Here is a 19,147-nt window from a genome sequence, read left to right on the forward strand (position 1 = left end):
GGCGCTTTAATTTTTGCCATTAAGTATTGCCTACAATCACTTGCTGCAATAGCAGCAAGTTGACGATTGAAACCTCGCGGGTTGTAAGCACGATCGACGCCCAAAATGGCTTGTTTACGCAGTGTTTGTTCATCTTGTGGGTAAGCAGGGCTACCAATGAGCTGGTTGAGTTTAATGTTGTAATTAATAGCACCATCACGACTGGCTTGGGCGCGACGATGTTTTGTAAGCTGTAAAAATAGCTTTAAATTAGACGCCGATAGCTTAGGTTTACTCGAACTTGACATAATTGAGGTTAAGCTCAAGACCTTTTTTTTATATTTAGCTGCGATAATTTGCGCAATCATGCCGCCCATAGATGCACCGACTAAATGCGCTTTTTTGATTTTTAATTCGGCCATTAATTCTAATACATCATTTGCCATATCATCTAAGGTGTATGGGATGCGGGATTTAATAGGTAACCGTTTATTTAGCCATATTTTGAATAGGTTAGGGCTACCAAATTGTTCAAGTTGGCTTGAAAGACCAGTATCGCGGTTATCAAAACGAATGACTCTAAACCCTTTAGCTACTAAGCCTAAATATAATTCATCAGGCCATACTGTTAGCTGCGCTCCAAGGCCCATAATCATAATGATGACAGGCGCTGATTTCTTTCCTTTATCTTGATAGCTAATTGTAATGCCACTTTTAATTTTAATCGTGCGCATATTGCGTTATGTCGATAGCTTATTTAGCGACTTATGCAAAACAGTATAGTTAAAACTCAGTAATCCTTCATGAGTAGAAATATGAATTTTTTATATCAGAATGAGAGCCGTTTTTTAATACGTTTAACCTTCAGCATGTTTTCGCAGTTCTGCTAGCATGCTTTCATTGCCAATCATTTCATCAAGTACAGAGCGGACATTATCATCACTAGTGTGCTGGTAAAGTGATAAAATATGCTGGGCAATTTGTTGGCTATTGCCATCTTCTGAGCTTTGCGATTGATAGTATTGCGATATCAAGCCTTGCCCCGCTAAACGGCGAATATAATCGTTAGACTCATGCTGCAGTAGTGAAGTAAAGCGCTCAGTCAGGCGTTGATCGAGTACGGGTGCTTGAGTTATGACTTCAATGGCTTGGATTTTGAATTTCTCATCATCACTATTAGCGGCCAGCTCTAAAATATTATCGACTACCGCAAAGTCATACTCAGGTATTTTTGATTTATTCAAAATATACATATTCATTTGTAGTTGAGTTAGGGCTGCGAGTCTATCGATGTCTGTGGCATTTGGGTCGAGTATTTGCTCTCGTAATTGTGTGGTTATTTTTTTCGCATAGTCAGAGTCTGACTTTATGCGTAGTTCATAGTCTTGTGGTAAGTCGGCATAAAAACCGTAAAGTGGGTTGCTTTCACGCATTTCATCTATTTCTTGCTGTTCTTTTTCCGTCAGTACAGCAAGCACCAACTCCTTAAAGTCATCGTTATTATATTCTTGATCTATAGAAGTATTTTTTATTTTTAGGCTGGTAACTTGTCGCTGTAAAGATATTATTTTGTTATGCAATTGGGTAACTGAAAGTTCGTTGCTGTCATTATTCAGTGGCATATTAGTAACAATGATCGATGACTGTTCAGTGCTACTTTTGTCGTTAGGTAAACTCACTGATTTGAAAAATGTACCGTAACACGAGACCACAAGTGCGGCTGAGGCAAGGGCTATTGCGACTGATCCTTTACTAATAGGCATGTGGTGGAGGCTCCATATTTGAAAAGGCGTAATTTACCGCTTTTGGGGCTATAAGTCTGTTAAAAGATGTAGAAAGTTAAGTGTGCTTCAGCGTATTATAATTTATTCGCTAAGTATGATTGATAACGAAGATTAATTTTATTTTTAATTAAGCAAGGAGACTCTTCTCTTTGCAAACATCATGTTGTTTGGTCGTTGTATACAGCACGGAAAAGAAAAATATGAATATACTTAAGTGGTTTTTTATTGCGTTGTTTTTGCTCCTATCGGGGTGCGCAACAAAGCAAGAAAAGGTTAAAAAAGACAGTGTCAAAAAAGCAACCCTCAGCATCGCAGAAAATCGCAAACCGCTTGGTAAAGTTGGTGTGATTACGCTGATTGGTGATAACTTACTTTGTACGCATACAGGGGTTACGGTATTCAGCAATGAACGGCAGTTGTATGCGCTCCCTACGGATTTAAATGAGCTGCTAACGCAGCGGATAATTGCGCGCTTTGCTGGTTTTGATACCACATTAGTGCCGTTAAATAAGCAATCTATGTCGATCATTAATACTGATGTAGGCGTCTCGCGATGGAGCAACATTGAGTTTAATAATCAACAAAATGTAGACACGGTTTTGATTTTCAGTGGCGCGTTTAAATATAGATCTAAAGACGGTTATTATAAAGATGAAAATGCGCTTCATACCTATGCTGAGTTTTTTGTATATGATGTGTCTTCAGGTGATTTACTAGCTGAGTCAACGCATTACCAGTACAACTTGTTTGACGCGTTTAGCTGTACACAAAGCACATTTGCGACAACAGGAGCGATGTATGAGTTGATTAAAATGGCAGGGTCCACGTCTCAAGAGAAATTGATAAATGAGATTTTTCAGCCATCAAAGAGTAATTAGGCCCTGAACCTCAGGACCTAATTATTTATCAATTAATGTTTTTTTGCATACTGTTCGGCTTGTTGCCATACGCGCAGCACATTGCCACTGAGGATTTTTTTGATATCTTTGTCACTGTAACCACGATCCATTAATCCTTGCACTAGATTCGGGTAGCTAGATACATCTTTTAAGCCTACTGGCAGTGAATCGCCAACACCATCGTAGTCAGAGCCGATGCCAACATAATCGATACCAATTAGCTCAACAACGTGATCGATATGCTCAAGTACTTGCTCAAGACTCGCAAATGGATACGGGTTTTTAGCACGATACGCGGCATCAAAATCTTGACTTAATTTAGTGCCTTCTTTTTTTGCCGACTCTTTTTTACTCTTTAACTGCTTGCCCCAATCACCTGCTTTAGCGGTTACAAAGCTTGAACCAAAGTTTATTTGAATAACCCCGCCGTTCTTTTTCAGCGCTAGTAGCATATCGTCATCCATATTACGCTCAAAACCAGGCGTATATTTGCGCAGTGATGAGTGTGAGGCAATAACCGGTGTTTTAGATAGCTCCATTACTTGATAAAACGCATCATCTGAAATATGTGAAACATCAATCAGCATGCCGATATTGTTCATCTCAGTAACCAGTTTTTTACCAAATGGGCTTAGACCTTTCCATTTACGGCGAATATCATAAGATGAATCTGAAATATGGTTGCTTTGTGAATGAGCAAGGGTGATATAGCGTACACCACGATCAAAAAAGCGCTGTAGGTTTGCCATGTCACCTTCAATTGGTGAGCCGTTTTCCATCCCCATTGCTATCGACATTTTGCCTTGTTTAAACTGCTTTTTAATATCGTTCGTTGAATCGGCAATAGCAAATTTGTCAGGAGCGCGCTGGGCAATTGCTTCCATACTATCAATGAGTTGATTTGCTAGCTGAAAGCTTTTACCTTTCCCTTCAAACTCCAAATGCGCAGGAATATAAATCGACATAAATGGCGCATTTAAGCCACCTTTAACTGCGCGTGGGTAGTCAAAATCACCGTCATCAGTGGCTTTAGTAACATCAGCCCATTTAGCATGAATACGGTACGGCACATCGATATGAGTATCGATTAAAATAGTGTCTTTGGTGAGTTTAATTGCTTTAGCTGATGCGCTAATGTCTGCACCTTGCACTTGGCTTGATAAAGCAAGTGCAACGGCAATAACTACTGAGCTTAGTTTTATCATTTTTAATGGCTCTTTTAGTAAAAAAGCCATTGTCTATTTTTACAACTAGGGTTACAAGTTTACTCGTTAAATTGTGTTTCACTTTGCAGTGCTTTAAATTCACCTTTAGAAATAATAGTAACTGATTCGTGCAGTTCTGAAAAAAACACCATGGCATCGCCATTTTGTAGTTGTTGTTTTACTTGCGCCACTTTACTTTCAATACTGAATTCTTGCTCACCGTAATCGGTGCCTTCACGTAGCACATAACTTTCAATTAAATTGTATAGAGTGTCTTTATCTAGTTGCTCATGGGGAATGATCATAGCTGCTCTTTTTTGACGATTTGGGTGAAGAAATCTGGCACTACATGCTCTAACCAATAAATCGGTTTAAATGGATTTTTTCCACTTATAAAGCCAACATGGCCGCCTTTTTCTGAGACTTGCAGCGTAACATGCTCACTAACATCTTGCCTACTGGGTACAGCTTTAATTGACAGCATTGGGTCGTCTTTCGCATGAACAATTAATGTGGGTGTTGTAATGTGTTTTAAATAAGGCTTAGCGCTGGCTTGTTGATAGTAATCTTCAGCACCAATAAAACCATGTAAAGGAGCTGTCAGTTTATCGTCAAACTGCCATAAATCATCAATTTCCATTAGCTGATCTGGTGTTAAATCAATCTGTTTTGTGATTTGCGGTAATTTACGCTGCATCGATTTTTTCATGCGATCGAGTAAATACTTTTGATAAATCTTAGCCAAACTTTTACGAATAACTTGGCATGATGGCGACAAATCATAAGGAGCTGAAACAACCGCCGCGCCATCAAGTAAACATTGTTCGCCTTGTTCACCTAAGTATTTGGCCAGTACGTTACCGCCGAGTGAAAAGCCAACTGCAACCATCAAGCGATCTGGAAACTGCTGCTTAAGTTGTTTTATAAAAAAATCGAGATCGCCGGTTTCGCCACTATGATATGCACGGGGTAGGCGGTTAACTTCAGTAGAACAGTTACGAAAATGCATTAAAACAACACTAAACCCCTGCTTTTTGAGGGCTTTCATCATGCCTTTTGCATAAAAGCTATTGATATTACCTTCCAGGCCATGCAATACAATTGCCAGCGGCGCGTTATCGTTTTTGGGTTGTGACCAAGCGAGCTCTAAAAAATCGCCGTCGGGAGTATCAAGCTGCTCTAATTGGTAGCGAGTATTATGAAAAGGCCGAAAAAACCGTGGCATAATGGTTTGCACATGGCGATTAGTCATCCACCAAGCTGGCTTGAAATCTGTAGACATAAGTTAAAACATGTTTAGCTAATAGAATCGCTAGTGTAACAAACTTTTAATAATAAAAAGCCCCTAATCAAATAACTTGATAGGGGCTTTGTGCGTCGTGCTTAATTCTGATTGGGTGTTTTGTCGTCATGTACTTTTTTGATAAAAAAGTACACAAAGAAAAGGCATAAACTGATCACTACTCCCAGAAAACCAAATGATAAAAATAGTACTGGGTCACTAAAAAAGTCTCTGAAGAATACGTCCATAAATGCCTCCTAATGTCTATGGATTAATGATAGAGACAGTTTGACTAGGTTGTTATGATCCAGATCAAGCTATTTTCCTAAGTTGATTAGTAGTGATACAGAAGTTGATTTGGATCAAATCAGTTAGCGAGTTTGCAAGGAGAAAGGTTAAAGTGGCAAAGCTCTAGGGAGTTTGCGGGTCATTATTAATGAAAAAACTGGAAAGCTACCAGTCTTTGCATTTTTATTTTAAACTGTATTGGTTATAAAAACTGTAATACAGGGGGAGATCTTGAGGGTTACGCGGATAGTTAAATACACTTTAGTGATGGCATTTTTTTATGTAATTTTAGGTTTCTTAACATCACAAGTTATCAATATGGTTGCGAGACTAACCTTTGAAGACTTTTTCGTAATCCAGTTAATCCCCTCAGCTTTCTTATCCATGTTTATGTATGGGGTTATGGCTTACAGAAGTTCAAGCCATAATTGGCAATATGCATGTGCAGTTTATGTGTTGGGGTTTTTATTTAGCACTGCGATCACTTCGTTTATTTTGCAAGAGTTGTTTATCCCGCCAACTTTAGCTTTTGAGCTACCTATTTTACTTTTAAGTACAGTTATAGGAACATTAATAGGTATCAGGTTGAGAACCAAAAATAACAACAAGCCTACAGCCGCCGAATTCAAGCGCTAAAGCACGACCTACACAAGCGCTAGTATATTTTACTGGCTTTTCTTTAAAGCGTAGCGCCTCGAAACCCTCATTGTGGATAAATTACTTTAAAATTTTGTACAAAAAAAGACAGTGAGACAGATAAAAATATATTCGCAGCTAAAGCTGGCTCCTACAGGTATGAATATCCGTCGGCAATGGTTTTAGCCATGATTGCCCTAACTATACCTCAAACACTAGTTCGCACCGAGCTGCTTACAGCTTAAGCAAATACAACCTAATATTATTCGGCTCCGGATGCGTAGCTAATCTAAATTTATTTACCGCATCTATCAACATCTCTTGCTGTTGTTTTTCTAGCTTTAACTCGGCGCTGAGTAGGTCTTTACGAATTGCAGCATAATCTGCAATCTCGGTGTGGTTGGTTTTTAAATAGCCGCGGGCGGCACGCAGCGGTTGTAATACCTGCTGATCAAATTCACGAATACATTGCTCAAGTTTGTTTAACTGAGTTTGGCTAATTACTAGATTGATAGAGTCTAAATAATACAGTAGCAGGCACAGATTAACGTTTTTACCTTGCTGGTTTTGGTAATCTAATAGGCGTGCTTGCATGTCACCTTCACTGTAAAGGCGACATGCAAATTGCCAAAAATCTTTGCTATTGAGCAAGTTCATTGGCAAACGCTTGTTCTTTTTCTTCCATCTCTTCAAGGGCCATTAATAGCTCCTCTTCGATGTCATTTACTTTCGGTGTTAATGTCGCTTGTTTAGCTAGTAATTCTTTGAGTTTTGCTTTGTTGTCATCGTTATAAAGCTCGTTATCGCCAAGTGCTTGTTCGATTTCAGCTAATTCGGCAGAGTGTTTATCAAGTTGCTTTTCAAGCTTTTCGATGTGCTTTTTAAGTGGTTGTGTGGCTTTTCTAAATTCTGCTTCTAGGCGTTTTTGCTCTTTACGGTTAACGCTTGAGTTTGCTTTTGGTTCATTGTCATCTTGAGTGGTTTTTGCCGCTTCTTTATTAGCGTTAAGTAGCCATTGATAGTATTCGTCTAAGTCGTAGCCAAACTGGGTTACTTCACCGTTATCCACTAAGTAATATTCATCGGCGGTATTTTTTAGCATGTGACGGTCATGGGAAACGGTAACCATCGCGCCTTCAAACCCTTGCAACGCCATTACTAAAGCATGACGCATTTCTAAATCAAGGTGGTTGGTTGGCTCATCGAGCAGTAATAAGTTTGGTTTTTGATAGACCAACATTGCGAGTACTAATCGGGCTTTTTCCCCCCCTGAAAACGGTGCTACGGGCTCAAGGGCTTTATCACCAATAAAGGCAAAACCACCTAAAAAGTCACGCAGTGATTGCTCGGTGGCTTTAGGATTTAAACGCTGCAAATGGGTAATCGCGCTGGCTTTTAAATCTAGCGATTCCAATTGATGCTGAGCAAAGTAACCTATGTTTAAGCCCTGATGTTGGAATACTTCGCCTGCTTGCGGTTGTAAGTCGCCAGACAATAATTTTATTAAGGTTGATTTACCTGCGCCGTTACGGCCAAGTAGGGCAATGCGGCTACCAGGGACTAAGTTAAGTTTAATACTATTTAAGATTGTGACATCACCATAGCCGGCTTGAGCTTTATCGAGTGTCATCAATGGGTTTGGTAGTGCGGTAGGCTCTGCAAACTCAAAGTCAAAGGGCGAGTCAGCATGAGCTGGTGCGAGCTTTTCCATACGTTCAAGCGCTTTAACGCGGCTTTGTGCTTGTTTGGCTTTACTGGCTTTGGCTTTAAAGCGGGTAATAAATTGCTCAAGGTGGGCAATTTGATCTTGTTGTTTTTCAAACATCGCTTGTTGTTGTAATAAACGCTCTGCTTTTTGACGTTCAAATTGCGAGTAGTTGCCTTTGTAAACATTGATCTTTTGCTTGTCGATATGCCAAATTTGGTCAACTACAGCATCGAGGAATTCACGGTCATGCGATATCAACACTAAAGTACCGGTGTAAGCGCGTAAAAAACGCTCCAGCCAGTACACCGCATCTAAATCCAAGTGGTTAGTTGGCTCATCCAGTAGCAGCAAGTCGGCATCACGGATCAGCGCTTGGGCAAGGTTTAAGCGCATTCGCCAACCACCGGAAAAATCACTAACGGGGTTTTCAATTTGGTTATTTGCAAACCCTAACCCGTGAAGTAACTCGCCGGCTTTGGCTTCTATGCTATAGCCTTTAATGTGCTCAAGTTGTATGTGCACTTTGGCTTGGGTATCGCCATCATCATTTTGTTCGGCTTTGCGCAGCGCAATACGCATGGCGTAATACTCAGGATGACCTTGTAATACATAATCAATTGCGCTGATATCTAGCGCTGGCGTTTCTTGTTTTACCGAGGCGATAGACCAGTCTTTAGGGATACTGCAATTACCTGCATCAAGCTGTAGTTCAGATTTCAATAAACTAAAGAGTGTTGATTTACCGCAGCCATTGGCGCCAACTAGGCCAACTTTGTGTTCTGGAAATAATGTAGCTGAGGCATCTTTAAGGAGTGCTTTACCGCCGCGAAGTAATTCAATTTCTGAGATCTGGATCATGTAGTCTGCGCTTTACTGTGCCTTTGTGAACTTGGCGCTATCATAGCACGGAAGCTGGACTATATTTCAATCGTCAGCGTATCAACTGGGTAGTTATTGGGTTAAAATGTAGCAAGTTTCTTTTCAAACTGTGGGAAAACGTAGTGAAACAGAAAAAACGATTTATTGCTGGGGCAACCTGTCCAGAGTGTAAAACCATGGATATGATGATGCTTTACAAAGAGCACGATGTAGAGAAAGTCGAATGCATGCAGTGCGGCCATAAAATGGCACAGCCAGAGCAGGCTGTTCAGGCATCAACACGCCAATTTGAACAAGTCATTGGCGTGTTTAAACCGGGCGATTAAGCGCCCGCAACCATCAATAGTGTGGCGGCGGAGGTTCTGGCGTGTCTGACATCATCATAGATGATGCTTGCGACTCTTTAATTTTTTCAGCCAGTAGCTCTGTTTGGCGCTTCATTTTTGCCAACAGCTGCTGGTGAACTTTTATTTCATCATTTAAAATTTCAATCGTTTCGTCTTGAAAAGCCACTTTGGCTTCAAGTTCTGTTAAGCGATGTTCAATTGTGTTCATTTTTTTCTCGTCTAGTAAAGCGCTCAGCGATCCCACTGGAGCTTTCGGTTAACAACGCAGTATCGTTGTCAGTAAAAGCGACATCAAGTACCACTGCTGATTTTGGTCTACTGCCTTCTCGCGGTGTTACATGCCAACTTTGAATTTGTTCACCACTGGATAATTGCCATAGGTCCACTAAGCGGTTAGGTGAGCCTGTTGCCAGCAAGGTGCCTGCTTCATTAAAGCGTACCGCAGTAAAAATTCTCTGGCGGGCAATATACTGCAGTTTACTAACAAGATCACCTGTTGTCAGCTGCCATACATGTGCTTGTGTCATACTGTCGGCGGTAAATGCATAGCGACCTTGCGGATCTAAGGTCACTTGGGTGACACGACTTGGATGGTTAAAGCGATGGATCACTTGTCCGGTACGAGTATCCCAAAAGTACGCCGCATAATCGTTGGAGCCACTGAGAGCAAAATTTCCGTTGGGCGATAAAGCAACTGCGTTAATTTTTTCTTGGTGACCAAGGAACTCAATGCGTCTACCGGTCTCTAAGTCGAGGTAAACAACAACGCCATCGCTACGACCGTACAAAACACTGCGGCCTTGGTTACTAATGGCGATATCACGAATAGTGGCGGTTTTTATTTTGTAGTAGCCGGTATTTTTGCCAGTGGCAATATCCCATACTGCAAAAGTGGTTTTTTCAGCGGTAACAGCGTGGCTGTTGTCATAAGCGATAGCCACGGTATGTACTAGGCTATCGGCGTCTTGTTGCTGAAACCATTGGTATTTTAGTACTTGCTGTTGATTATCCCATAGGGCGACCCCATGGTGTATAGATGAGATCAGGCTGTATTTGCCATCATGAGATATTGCGGAGGCGAACGCGCCTCTGGCTGCATGCTCATAGCTTGCAGTGGCTTGGTCTTTTTGTTCTGAGCAGGCAATCAGCAAGGTGCAGCACAGAAGATACAAAAAAGTACGAAATATCGACATATTACAGCTATTTCCCCTTAACTCTTAGTGATTGAGAGGTTAGACTAGGGCTCGTGAAGGCCTAGGTTGTTTATCTAATTAACGTGAAAGTGAGCGTATAGCCTACAATCAGAAATTAGATAAGTAGCCTACCATGGGCCGTTAACCTTTAACTAGTAATAATACAATAAATGACATCTGCAAAGTGTGTCGGAGATTTAAAATGAAAAAGACGATTAAATTGTCATTGATTGCAGCGTCAGTTTTAGCGCTAACAGCTTGTAATCAAGAAGCAAAACAAGAACAAGCACCTGTTAAACTTGAAACTGAAGTACAACAACAAGCATACGGTATTGGTGCATCTGTTGGTAACTTCTTAAATAAAGATTTAGCTGATAAAAAAGAGTTAGGCATTGAGCTTGACCAAGCACTATTAATTCGTGGTTTTGAAGATGCCCTTGCTGGCGACGCAAAAATTGACGAAGAGAAAATTCGTGAAGTATTAACGGCACTTGATACGTCAGTACGTACTAAGCAAGAGCAACATGCCAAAGTAGAAGCTGAAAAAAGCCAAGCTGAAGGTGAAAAATACCTAGCTGATAACGCTAAGAAAGAAGGCGTAACAGTAACTGAATCAGGCCTACAGTACGAAGTGATCACTCAAGGTGATGGTGAAATGCCAGTAGCAACTGACGTAGTTAAAGTACACTACAAAGGCACACTACTTGACGGTACTGAATTTGATAGTTCGTATGCTCGTAACGAACCAACGACTTTCCCACTTAACCGCGTAATCGCTGGTTGGACTGAAGGTTTACAACTTATGCCTGTAGGTTCTAAGTATAAGTTTACTATTCCAGCAGAACTAGCATACGGCGATCGTGACTTAGGTAAGATCCCAGCTAACTCAACACTTGTTTTTGAAGTTGAATTACTTGAAATTCAAAATGAAGAGCAAGCAGCAGCTGCAGAGTAATTATTTATTCTGTGCGAGAAGGGGGCTAATTAGCCCCTTTTTTTGTTGCTAAAATCTTAGCTGAAGGCGGTTTCTTTCATAGTCAACGTACCTGTATCAGCATTGAGTTCGATTTGCGTACCGACCGGTAATATGAACTGTCGTTTTATATGGCCAATCATCGCCCCTCGGTAGGCAGGGATAGCCAGCGGTTTTATATAATCTGCAAAAATTTCATCTAGCGTCAATGAGCCATAGCCATTTCCCGGGCTGCAATCGTTACAGTCACCAAATACAAACCCCGCTATTTTGTCCAGTGCACCCATTAGTTTTAAAGTGCTGAGCATGCGGTCAATCCGATAAGGTGCTTCATCAATGTCTTCTAAAAATAAAATAGCCCCGTTAAATTGTGGTAAATAAGTTGAGCCAGCCAGCGCTGTTAGTACAGTTAAATTACCGCCGATAAGTTGTCCAGTCGCTTTACCTGGTGTGATGGTTTGGGTGAGGTATTGGCTATTAACCAATTCATCCTCGGCTTTTGGCAAGTTGCTAAAGTGCATGCGGGTTTGTTGCTCAAACATTTGTTTAAATTGTTTAACATAAAATGGATTCCAATCACTAGAGGCGTTAGGTCCATGAAAACTAACAATACCGGCTTTAGCTAGTAACGCGTTATGAAGTGCGGTGATATCTGAGTAGCCCATCAGCGGTTTGGCGTTAGCACGGATCATTGCATAATCCAGTAGGGGTAAAATACGTGCCGCCCCAGAGCCACCTCGTAAGCAAAAAATAGCATCAACACTGCTGTCGTTAAACAGCGCATTAAGATCGTCTGCACGTTGTGTATCAGTGCCCGCAAGGTGGCCACGTCTAGCCATAATATTAGGTGCTAACTTAGCATTATAACCAAGCGCTTCAATTACTTGCTTAGCTAAAATAATGTCTTTTTGATTTGCTGTTGCTGCTGATGGGCTAGCTACACCAATTGTGCCTCTGCTTGGTAAGGCGTTCGGCTTTTTTAAACTTAGTGCAGTTTGACTTGATAGGTTAGCTGCTTGAGCGCTATTGCCTGCGAGTAACCCTGCACTGAGGAGTGATACAGATTTCAAAAATGTACGTTTATTCATGGCGAGCCTGTGTAGTTTTAATGCACAATAAGGCTATAATTACATCATTGAAATATAAATTTCAATTTCATGGGGTGTTATGGGAATATTAAATTTATAGATGGGCAAAGAAAAGACCTAAAGTAAACAGCAAACAAGGAGCTTAGCTCCTTGTAACGTAATAATTGTGTGTATTATCTAGGTGTGATTAGAATATAAATTATCAATCAACTCATCTTCTAACTCAAAACGCAGCTCAAGTGTTTCACCAAGTTTTGATAAGTCGTCATCAAAATCATTGAGTAAATCTTCTTTATCCACCTCTGCATATTTGTCATTAAAATCAAGTGCAATGTCAGTAGTTTGCGAAATTCTTGGATAAAGTTCATTGGCAAGCTGCTGGCTGTTAGGGCCTTTTTGCTCACATGCCTTGGCAATGTCGTCATACACTTCAAAGTGACCAGCAGATAAATAATCCATCAATAGTTGGCAAAAATTTTGGATCTGTAATTGGTCAGGTAAGGCATGGTCTTTTTTATCATACGGTGAAAAGCCAGCAATACGACAATATAAAACTAATAGTTCTTGGCGTTCTGAGAGCCATTTGTCGATCACGGTGTGGCTACCACCCCATTTTTGTTGAGCTTTTTCCAAACGCGTCAGCATTATCATTCTCCTTAGCTGGGTTGGTTTCTTCTATAACAATGAAATATGCCGCAAAGATCAACACATTTTTTTTATAATTTTGTAATAAAACAAGAACTATATGATATATAAACAGTTTTTTTAATAAAATACAAATCGTTTATATTGTTTCAGGCAAGAAAAAACCACCATAAAGGTGGTTAATTTCTTTTTCCATGACTTGTTTAAACAAGCTTTCTTATTGTTATTAGAAGATTTTTATTTTTATTGTTATGTAATTTTTATTGTTTTTATTGTTTTTATTGTTAACGCGGGACAAGTTATACCAAGGTTTTTACTATGTTGCAAACATATTAATAAAAAATTTCAAATGTTATTGTTTGTTGTATTAATTTTGTACCAAGCAAGCATCTTAAAATAGATTATTAATCTGTATCAATACTAAGGTTAATTAGTGCCATAGCGATAGAGAGGTGTGCGATATGGTGATACAATCTGCGCAATATCTATCAGCTTTAGGATCCTTTACGCTATGAGCGAATTAAAAAACGACCGTTATTTACGTGCACTACAAAAACAGCCAGTTGATGTGACTCCGGTATGGATGATGCGCCAAGCAGGGCGTTACTTACCAGAATACCGCGCAACTCGTGCACAAGCGGGCGATTTTATGAGCCTGTGTAAAAATGCTGAGCTCGCTTGTGAAGTAACATTACAGCCGCTGCGTCGTTACCCATTAGATGCCGCTATTTTATTTAGTGATATTTTAACGATTCCAGATGCGATGGGCTTAGGTTTGTATTTTGAAACCGGTGAAGGTCCTAAATTTGAGCGTCCAATTTCATCACTTGCTGATGTACAAAAAATTCCAAAGCTCGATCCAACAGATGAGCTTGGTTATGTTATGAATGCCGTAAGCACGATCCGTCGTGAACTAAAAGGCGAAGTACCGCTAATTGGTTTCTCGGGTTCACCTTGGACACTTGCTACTTATATGGTTGAAGGCGGGAGCAGCAAGACCTTTGGTAAAATCAAAAAAATGGCGTTTGCTGAGCCAAAAACACTGCATTTGTTACTTGATAAGCTTGCTGATTCAGTGATCGATTATTTAAATGCACAAATTAAAGCCGGTGCGCAGTCTCTAATGGTGTTTGACTCATGGGGCGGTGTATTGAGCCCGCGTGATTATAAAGAGTTCTCATTGCAGTACATGCACAAAATCGTTGATGGTTTAATTCGTGAATACGATGGCCGCAAAGTGCCCGTTACGTTATTTACTAAAAATGGCGGTCAATGGATTGAAGCGATAGCAGCAACGGGTTGTGATGCAATTGGTCTCGATTGGACAATTAATATTAGCGATGCTAAGCGCCGTGTCGGCGACAAAGTAGCTCTGCAAGGTAATATGGATCCATCAATGTTACATGGCACACCAGATCGTATTCGCCAAGAAGTAGCGACTATCCTTGAAGATTTTGGCACAGGTGAAGGTCATGTATTTAACTTAGGCCATGGTATTACGCCTGATGTTGATCCTGAAAACGCGGGTGTATTTATTAATGCCGTACATGAGTTTAGTGCGCAATATCATAAGTAACTGCAGCTGTAACAAACACTGTCATTTATAATCAAAAAAGCCCGCTTATCAGTAAGCGGGCTTTTTATTAGCTGTCTCAACGTGTTTATTTAAACAGTCGATTCAAACCATTTAACGCCGCAACACGATAGGCTTCAGCCATAGTTGGGTAGTTAAAGGTGGTATTTACAAAGTAATCAATATTATTGCCGCCATTTTTTTGTTCCATAATGGCTTGGCCAATGTGCACGATTTCAGAGGCACGCTCGCCAAAACAATGCACACCCAGTACTTCTTTGGTTTCAGTGTGGAATAATATTTTTAAACTACCCACTTCGGTACCAGCAATCTGTGCTCGCGCTAAATGTTTAAATTGAGCTCTGCCGACTTCATAAGGGATTTTCGCGGCGGTTAACTGCTGCTCTGTTTTACCTACTGAGCTCATTTCAGGGATGGTATAAATACCTGCCGGAATATCAATAATTAGTTTTTCATCGCAATTACCACAGGCAATTGCATCGGCAGCAATTCGACCCTGATCAAACGCTGCACTAGCAAGACTTGGGTAGCCAATGACATCACCAACGGCATAAATGTTATCGACCTCGGTTTGGTAAGTTTCATTAACTTTTAACTGCCCGCGGCCATCAGCTTTTAAGCCAACCGCTTCAAGGTTAAGTCCGTCAGTGTTGCCGGTGCGACCATTGGCAAATAAAATACAGTCAGCTTTAACGCGTTTTCCTGATTTTAAATGCATAACAACGCAATCATCACGGGTTTCAATGCGGTCAAACTCTTCGTTATGGCGGATCACAATGCCGCTATTCCAAAAGTGATAGCTTAAAGCATCTGAGATTTCAGCATCCATAAAGGCGAGTAAGCGGTCGCGAGTATTAACTAAATCGACTTTTGCACCTAAACCTTTAAAAATAGACGCATACTCACAACCAATGACACCAGCGCCGTAAATAAGCACACGATGAGGGTCATGCTCTAGGCCTAAAATAGTATCGCTGTCGTAAATACGAGAATGGGTAAAGTCGACTTCAGGTGGGCGATAAGGGCGAGAACCTGTAGCAATAACAATGGTTTTAGCAGTTAGTCGTTCGGTTGACCCATCAAGACGTTTAATTTCAATTGTGTGCTTATCAACAAAGCTAGCATCACCTTGAAACATATGAATGCGATTACGATCGTAAAAGCTACTGCGTAAATTTGATTGCTTAGAAATAACCGAGCTGGCGTGGCGCAAAATATCAGGAAACGTTAACCTACTAGGGCGCTCACCCACATTAAACAATGGGTTTGCTTTGTATTCTATGTAGCGGCTAACAGAGTGACGTAGTGCTTTTGAAGGGATAGTACCCCAATGTACGCAACCACCACCAACGGCAGCTTGGCGTTCGATAACGGCCACTTTTTTGTTGCTTTTAGACAGGTTCATGGCGGTACCTTCACCGCCAGGACCTGTGCCTATAATAATTGCATCATATTGAAATGATGGTTGTTCTTGCTTTACTTGTTGTTTGGCCACAGCCACTCCTACATTAACTAAAAGAGGCTTTTAATAACCTCGCATTGAGTGCAAGCCACGCCTGCTTTTGATTTTCCCAGGCTGCTTCCAACTCATGATATTGTGTCATTAAAGCTGATTTTTCGCATTGTTGCAGCATGTTATTCTTTTTAACTTCTAAAACTTGCTTTTTTAGTGCGCAAAAGTGTTGTAGCTTTTTCAGCAATAAATCGTACTCTTGCTGCAATAATGTAAGCTTATCTTGCGCTAAAGGCAATTTCGCTAAACGGTTTTGCGTTCTATTCATTAACGTTTCGGCTTTGGCTTTTTCGATGCGCTCAACCGGCGTACGTTTTAATTTTTTAGCAAGTCCAACAGCCGCAAAAGCGCGGATCATCCATTTTGTGGGATCATAATGAAACCATTTTATGCCATTGCGATAATCACTGGCAAAAATATGATGAAAGTTATGGTAACCCTCGCCATAAGTAAACAAGGCTAGTACCCCGTTATCACGAGCAGTGTTTTTTTCGGTGTAAGGTCGAGAGCCCCAGATATGTGCCACCGAATTAATAAAAAAGGTGAAATGCTGGCTCAATACCAAACGCAACAATCCAGCTAACAACAGCATGCCAATTACATCACCAATTATTAAACCCAGCAGGGCAGGGATACCAATATTAGTTGCTAATACTAATTTCATATAATGACGGTGTTGCCACATCACTATTTTATTGCGTTGTAAATCACGACAATTACTATAATCACCATAACTGTCGCCTTGGTAATCGCGTAACATCCAACCTATGTGGCTATACCAAAAGCCATTAGTTGCTGCATAAGGGTCTTTTATAGGGTCATCAACTTGGCCATGATGAACGCGGTGATCGCTGCTCCAGTGCAGCGCACTATTTTGTAGTGCAAAAGCACCACCTAAAGCAAAAAAGGCTTCTACAACAGGATGAGCGTCGTAAGTTTTATGGGCCCATAAGCGATGGTAGCCTGCGGTAATTGACATACCAGCATAAAACATACAAGCAACAAATGCGATCCAATGACTACTGGTAAAGCCATGGGTAAACCCATACCAAGGCACTAATGTGGCAGCAGCCAAAAAAGTAATACTAAAAAATAGGACATTGGTCCAAATAATCGGTGGTTTTTTCATCTTTTCAAATCTGAGCGTACACTTGTAAGCTAAAATAATATTTCATTCTCTTGCCGTCAAGTATTAGACTGGAGAATTAAGATAAAAATCACCATAAATTGATTTAAATTAAATCAGGAGTAGTTCATGTCGGGTGTTCGCGCGCAACAGAAACAAAAAACACGACAAGCTTTAATTGAAGCGGCATTTAACCAATTAAGCGCCGATCATAGCTTTTCTAATTTAAGTTTACGTGAAGTTGCCCGTGAAGCAGGTATAGCACCAACCTCATTTTACCGCCACTTTAAAGACATGAATGAACTGGGTTTAACTATGGTCGATGAAGCCGGTTTAACGCTGCGCCAACTAATGCGCCAAGCGCGCCGCCGTATAGCCAGTGGCGGCAGCATTATCACCACCTCGATTGTTACTTTTATGGAGTTTATTGATAACTCCAGTAATCAATTCAGATTATTACTGCGTGAACGCTCCGGCACCTCTAAAGCATTTCGTGCCGCTGTAGCCCGTGAAATTAAACACTTTATTTTAGAGCTTGCTCATTATCTTGAAAGCGAAACCCCGTGCGATGCAACTCATGCGTATATTCAAGCAGAGGCTATGGTCACGCTAGTATTTAATGCCGGTGCTGAAGCATTAGACATAGAAGGGCAACAACGAGAAGAGTTAGTCGAGCGTTTAATTTGGCAATTACGCTACATTACTCGTGGCGCTAGTAATTATGTGCGAGAGAATAAAAACACAAGTGAATAATAACACAAGTGAATAATCAGCATAAATGCTTGTAGATTTTTTGTTCCTACTTCTTTATTATTGCAAGCTAAAGTTTATACTTAAAAAATTAAATCTCTGCATTAGAGAAAGCGAGGATGCACATGCTCACCAAGGACGCGGTGAACTTTCAACACGCCCATATTTTTGATGAAATAAAAGATGAAGCAACCGAACCTGTTGTAACGTTTGCGTACGTCAGGCGAGCTGAATTCTTTTTATTACCGAAAAAACTACAACGGCTTATTCAAGATAATCAGTATGGTGTAATTGATAAACGCCAAGCCGCACGGCTACGTGATGATCCCCGCAGCCAATTTTGGGCAAATGAAAAAACATGGCGAAAAGTCAGCTACAACACCTATAAAAATACCGCGCAAGGCTTAGCTGTTTATCCAAAAGATCCTGTGAGTACCACTAAGTTTTCGTCATCCGGTGGAGCTAATGCCGCACCTGATTATTCGGCTTCGGAGCATTTTTTAAGTGGCTCCAACCAAGCAAACTTCTTAGCAAATCCAGCGCTACTCAATAGCCAGTATGGAGAAGGCCAAGCAAAGTATATTGCGCAATCAATGCAGAAAAATAGCCGTGCTTTAAAGCCAACAGTTGTTGAAGTTCACTTACCCGCAGTATGTATATATAAGCCTATTTTGCAAAGTACTGTATTGCTAAAAGCGTCGCATCAAGTTAGGCAAAATTTTTCAAACCATCTTTTACAAGCAAGCGAAACCGTAGAGCAGCTCGCCGAGCAATATACCGGCTATAAAAATGCCAATTTGATTTACGACTACAATCTAGGCTTTAGTAATCGCAAACCAGCCAAACCCGGCACTAGCTTACGCGTGCCCGATGGCTGGAAGCTCAATATTGAAGGCTCAAGCAGCAACAGTCGCAGCGTGGTTATTAAATGGCAAGGGCCAACCAGCGGGCAAGTAACCTTACAACTCGATAAAAAACGCCCTGACGAAGTCTCATTTTGGCAGCATTTTTTTGCTGTAAAGCCCGGACTTTATAACGTTATTGTCACTGCCAGCGGCGCAGTAGATACCACTACCTTTACCGTTGAACAGCCAACACTAAGCTACGAAGTTGAACTACTTGATGAAGCCGGTGAGCCCCAAGCCAACATGGGCTATAAAATTCGCTTACGTAACGGCCATATTATCACCGGACAGCTCGATCAAAACGGCTACGCCAACGTATCAGGCCCTGATTTTGAAAACGCCAAAGTCAGCTT

The 19,147-nt window shown here is 40.9% G+C and carries 20 protein-coding genes; 7 read left to right on the forward strand and 13 right to left on the reverse strand.

The features are described 5' to 3' along the window. Positions 1-713: alpha/beta fold hydrolase (locus tag H5232_RS19025; protein WP_182831335.1), on the reverse strand; the 713-nt coding region annotated here is incomplete at its 3' end. A 123-nt stretch (positions 714-836) separates the two neighbouring features. After that, positions 837-1,742: a hypothetical protein gene (locus H5232_RS19030; RefSeq protein ID WP_145242386.1), complete on the reverse strand. Its 906-nt coding sequence runs from the start codon at positions 1,740-1,742 to the stop codon at positions 837-839. 221 nt (positions 1,743-1,963) lie between these two features. Between H5232_RS19030 and H5232_RS19035 the strand changes: the two genes are divergently transcribed. Beyond that, complete coding sequence (locus tag H5232_RS19035) at positions 1,964-2,641, forward strand: hypothetical protein (RefSeq protein WP_182731703.1); 678 nt, start codon at positions 1,964-1,966, stop codon at positions 2,639-2,641. A 32-nt stretch (positions 2,642-2,673) separates the two neighbouring features. On the opposite strand, the gene H5232_RS19040 is transcribed toward H5232_RS19035, so the two are convergent. The 3 genes from H5232_RS19040 to H5232_RS19050 are packed head-to-tail and all read right to left on the reverse strand — an operon-like array spanning position 2,674 to position 5,149. Further along, a complete protein-coding gene (locus H5232_RS19040; protein WP_182831336.1) occupies positions 2,674-3,867 on the reverse strand; it encodes a dipeptidase in 1,194 nt (397 codons plus the stop codon). A gap of 59 nt (positions 3,868-3,926) precedes the next feature. Next, on the reverse strand, positions 3,927-4,172 hold the full coding sequence (locus tag H5232_RS19045) for a YheU family protein (RefSeq protein ID WP_145242392.1): 246 nt from the start codon (positions 4,170-4,172) through the stop codon (positions 3,927-3,929). Beyond that, complete coding sequence (locus H5232_RS19050; RefSeq protein WP_145242394.1) at positions 4,169-5,149, reverse strand: hydrolase; 981 nt, start codon at positions 5,147-5,149, stop codon at positions 4,169-4,171. The genes H5232_RS19045 and H5232_RS19050 overlap by 4 nt, the downstream gene beginning before the upstream one ends. A 552-nt stretch (positions 5,150-5,701) precedes the next feature. On the opposite strand from H5232_RS19050, the gene H5232_RS23950 reads away from it, so the two are divergent. Continuing rightward, positions 5,702-6,073 (forward strand): hypothetical protein, encoded by a 372-nt coding sequence (locus H5232_RS23950; protein ID WP_220496097.1) that lies wholly within the window; start codon positions 5,702-5,704, stop codon positions 6,071-6,073. Positions 6,074-6,307: 234 nt separating this feature from the next. On the opposite strand, the gene H5232_RS19055 is transcribed toward H5232_RS23950, so the two are convergent. Both H5232_RS19055 and H5232_RS19060 read right to left on the reverse strand, forming a co-directional pair. Further along, positions 6,308-6,730, reverse strand: coding sequence for a TIGR02444 family protein (locus H5232_RS19055; protein WP_182831337.1), 423 nt, complete (start codon positions 6,728-6,730; stop codon positions 6,308-6,310). Further along, complete coding sequence (locus tag H5232_RS19060) at positions 6,714-8,639, reverse strand: ATP-binding cassette domain-containing protein (RefSeq protein WP_182831338.1); 1,926 nt, start codon at positions 8,637-8,639, stop codon at positions 6,714-6,716. The genes H5232_RS19055 and H5232_RS19060 overlap by 17 nt, the downstream gene beginning before the upstream one ends. A 143-nt stretch (positions 8,640-8,782) precedes the next feature. Here H5232_RS19060 and H5232_RS19065 point away from each other — a divergent pair, with 143 nt between their 5' ends. Then, positions 8,783-8,986, forward strand: coding sequence for a YheV family putative zinc ribbon protein (locus H5232_RS19065; protein ID WP_029216159.1), 204 nt, complete (start codon positions 8,783-8,785; stop codon positions 8,984-8,986). Between the two features lie 13 nt (positions 8,987-8,999). Here the strand turns inward: H5232_RS19065 and H5232_RS19070 are convergent, their stop codons facing one another. After that, a complete protein-coding gene (locus tag H5232_RS19070; protein WP_182719570.1) occupies positions 9,000-9,215 on the reverse strand; it encodes a SlyX family protein in 216 nt (71 codons plus the stop codon). Then, positions 9,202-10,200 carry a WD40 repeat domain-containing protein gene (locus H5232_RS19075; RefSeq protein ID WP_182719569.1) on the reverse strand — a complete coding sequence of 333 codons (999 nt, stop codon included), beginning with the start codon at positions 10,198-10,200 and terminating at the stop codon, positions 9,202-9,204. The genes H5232_RS19070 and H5232_RS19075 overlap by 14 nt, the downstream gene beginning before the upstream one ends. Positions 10,201-10,402: 202 nt before the next feature. Between H5232_RS19075 and fkpA the strand changes: the two genes are divergently transcribed. Beyond that, positions 10,403-11,155, forward strand: a complete 753-nt coding sequence (gene fkpA / locus H5232_RS19080) for an FKBP-type peptidyl-prolyl cis-trans isomerase (protein WP_145242404.1) — start codon at positions 10,403-10,405, stop codon at positions 11,153-11,155. A gap of 56 nt (positions 11,156-11,211) precedes the next feature. On the opposite strand, the gene H5232_RS19085 is transcribed toward fkpA, so the two are convergent. Continuing rightward, positions 11,212-12,261, reverse strand: coding sequence for an LD-carboxypeptidase (locus H5232_RS19085; RefSeq protein WP_182768265.1), 1,050 nt, complete (start codon positions 12,259-12,261; stop codon positions 11,212-11,214). Between the two features lie 177 nt (positions 12,262-12,438). Beyond that, complete coding sequence (rsd, locus tag H5232_RS19090; RefSeq protein WP_145242408.1) at positions 12,439-12,906, reverse strand: sigma D regulator; 468 nt, start codon at positions 12,904-12,906, stop codon at positions 12,439-12,441. A gap of 511 nt (positions 12,907-13,417) precedes the next feature. Between rsd and hemE the strand changes: the two genes are divergently transcribed. Beyond that, positions 13,418-14,482: a uroporphyrinogen decarboxylase gene (hemE, locus tag H5232_RS19095; protein WP_149980407.1), complete on the forward strand. Its 1,065-nt coding sequence runs from the start codon at positions 13,418-13,420 to the stop codon at positions 14,480-14,482. 85 nt (positions 14,483-14,567) lie between these two features. On the opposite strand, the gene sthA is transcribed toward hemE, so the two are convergent. Together sthA and H5232_RS19105 are read right to left on the reverse strand one after the other, a co-directional pair. Then, positions 14,568-15,995 carry a Si-specific NAD(P)(+) transhydrogenase gene (gene sthA, locus H5232_RS19100; protein ID WP_145242412.1) on the reverse strand — a complete coding sequence of 476 codons (1,428 nt, stop codon included), beginning with the start codon at positions 15,993-15,995 and terminating at the stop codon, positions 14,568-14,570. Between the two features lie 13 nt (positions 15,996-16,008). Then, entirely contained in the window at positions 16,009-17,142 is a 1,134-nt protein-coding gene (locus H5232_RS19105) for a fatty acid desaturase (protein WP_182760444.1), read from the reverse strand. Between the two features lie 126 nt (positions 17,143-17,268). On the opposite strand from H5232_RS19105, the gene fabR reads away from it, so the two are divergent. Together fabR and H5232_RS19115 are read left to right on the forward strand one after the other, a co-directional pair. Further along, complete coding sequence (fabR, locus tag H5232_RS19110; RefSeq protein ID WP_182719645.1) at positions 17,269-17,892, forward strand: HTH-type transcriptional repressor FabR; 624 nt, start codon at positions 17,269-17,271, stop codon at positions 17,890-17,892. A 122-nt stretch (positions 17,893-18,014) separates the two neighbouring features. Continuing rightward, a partial coding sequence (locus H5232_RS19115) for a hypothetical protein (RefSeq protein ID WP_259400159.1) occupies positions 18,015-19,147 on the forward strand: 1,133 nt, incomplete at its 3' end.

It is taken from the genome of Pseudoalteromonas sp. SG41-5, from assembly GCF_014164495.1.
GTDB lineage: Bacteria > Pseudomonadota > Gammaproteobacteria > Enterobacterales > Alteromonadaceae > Pseudoalteromonas > Pseudoalteromonas rhizosphaerae.

Excerpts from the sequence above, each read along its gene's own strand:
- H5232_RS19030 (WP_145242386.1), bottom strand. The coding sequence starts at position 1,742 with ATGCCTATTAGTAAAGGATCAGTCGCAATAGCCCTTGCCTCAGCCGCA.
- H5232_RS19035 (WP_182731703.1), top strand. The coding sequence starts at position 1,964 with ATGAATATACTTAAGTGGTTTTTTATTGCGTTGTTTTTGCTCCTATCG.
- H5232_RS19040 (WP_182831336.1), bottom strand. The coding sequence starts at position 3,867 with ATGATAAAACTAAGCTCAGTAGTTATTGCCGTTGCACTTGCTTTATCA.
- H5232_RS19045 (WP_145242392.1), bottom strand. The coding sequence starts at position 4,172 with ATGATCATTCCCCATGAGCAACTAGATAAAGACACTCTATACAATTTA.
- H5232_RS19050 (WP_145242394.1), bottom strand. The coding sequence starts at position 5,149 with ATGTCTACAGATTTCAAGCCAGCTTGGTGGATGACTAATCGCCATGTG.
- H5232_RS19055 (WP_182831337.1), bottom strand. The coding sequence starts at position 6,730 with ATGAACTTGCTCAATAGCAAAGATTTTTGGCAATTTGCATGTCGCCTT.
- H5232_RS19060 (WP_182831338.1), bottom strand. The coding sequence starts at position 8,639 with ATGATCCAGATCTCAGAAATTGAATTACTTCGCGGCGGTAAAGCACTC.
- H5232_RS19070 (WP_182719570.1), bottom strand. The coding sequence starts at position 9,215 with ATGAACACAATTGAACATCGCTTAACAGAACTTGAAGCCAAAGTGGCT.
- H5232_RS19075 (WP_182719569.1), bottom strand. The coding sequence starts at position 10,200 with ATGTCGATATTTCGTACTTTTTTGTATCTTCTGTGCTGCACCTTGCTG.
- fkpA (WP_145242404.1), top strand. The coding sequence starts at position 10,403 with ATGAAAAAGACGATTAAATTGTCATTGATTGCAGCGTCAGTTTTAGCG.
- H5232_RS19085 (WP_182768265.1), bottom strand. The coding sequence starts at position 12,261 with ATGAATAAACGTACATTTTTGAAATCTGTATCACTCCTCAGTGCAGGG.
- rsd (WP_145242408.1), bottom strand. The coding sequence starts at position 12,906 with ATGCTGACGCGTTTGGAAAAAGCTCAACAAAAATGGGGTGGTAGCCAC.
- hemE (WP_149980407.1), top strand. The coding sequence starts at position 13,418 with ATGAGCGAATTAAAAAACGACCGTTATTTACGTGCACTACAAAAACAG.
- H5232_RS19105 (WP_182760444.1), bottom strand. The coding sequence starts at position 17,142 with ATGAAAAAACCACCGATTATTTGGACCAATGTCCTATTTTTTAGTATT.
- fabR (WP_182719645.1), top strand. The coding sequence starts at position 17,269 with ATGTCGGGTGTTCGCGCGCAACAGAAACAAAAAACACGACAAGCTTTA.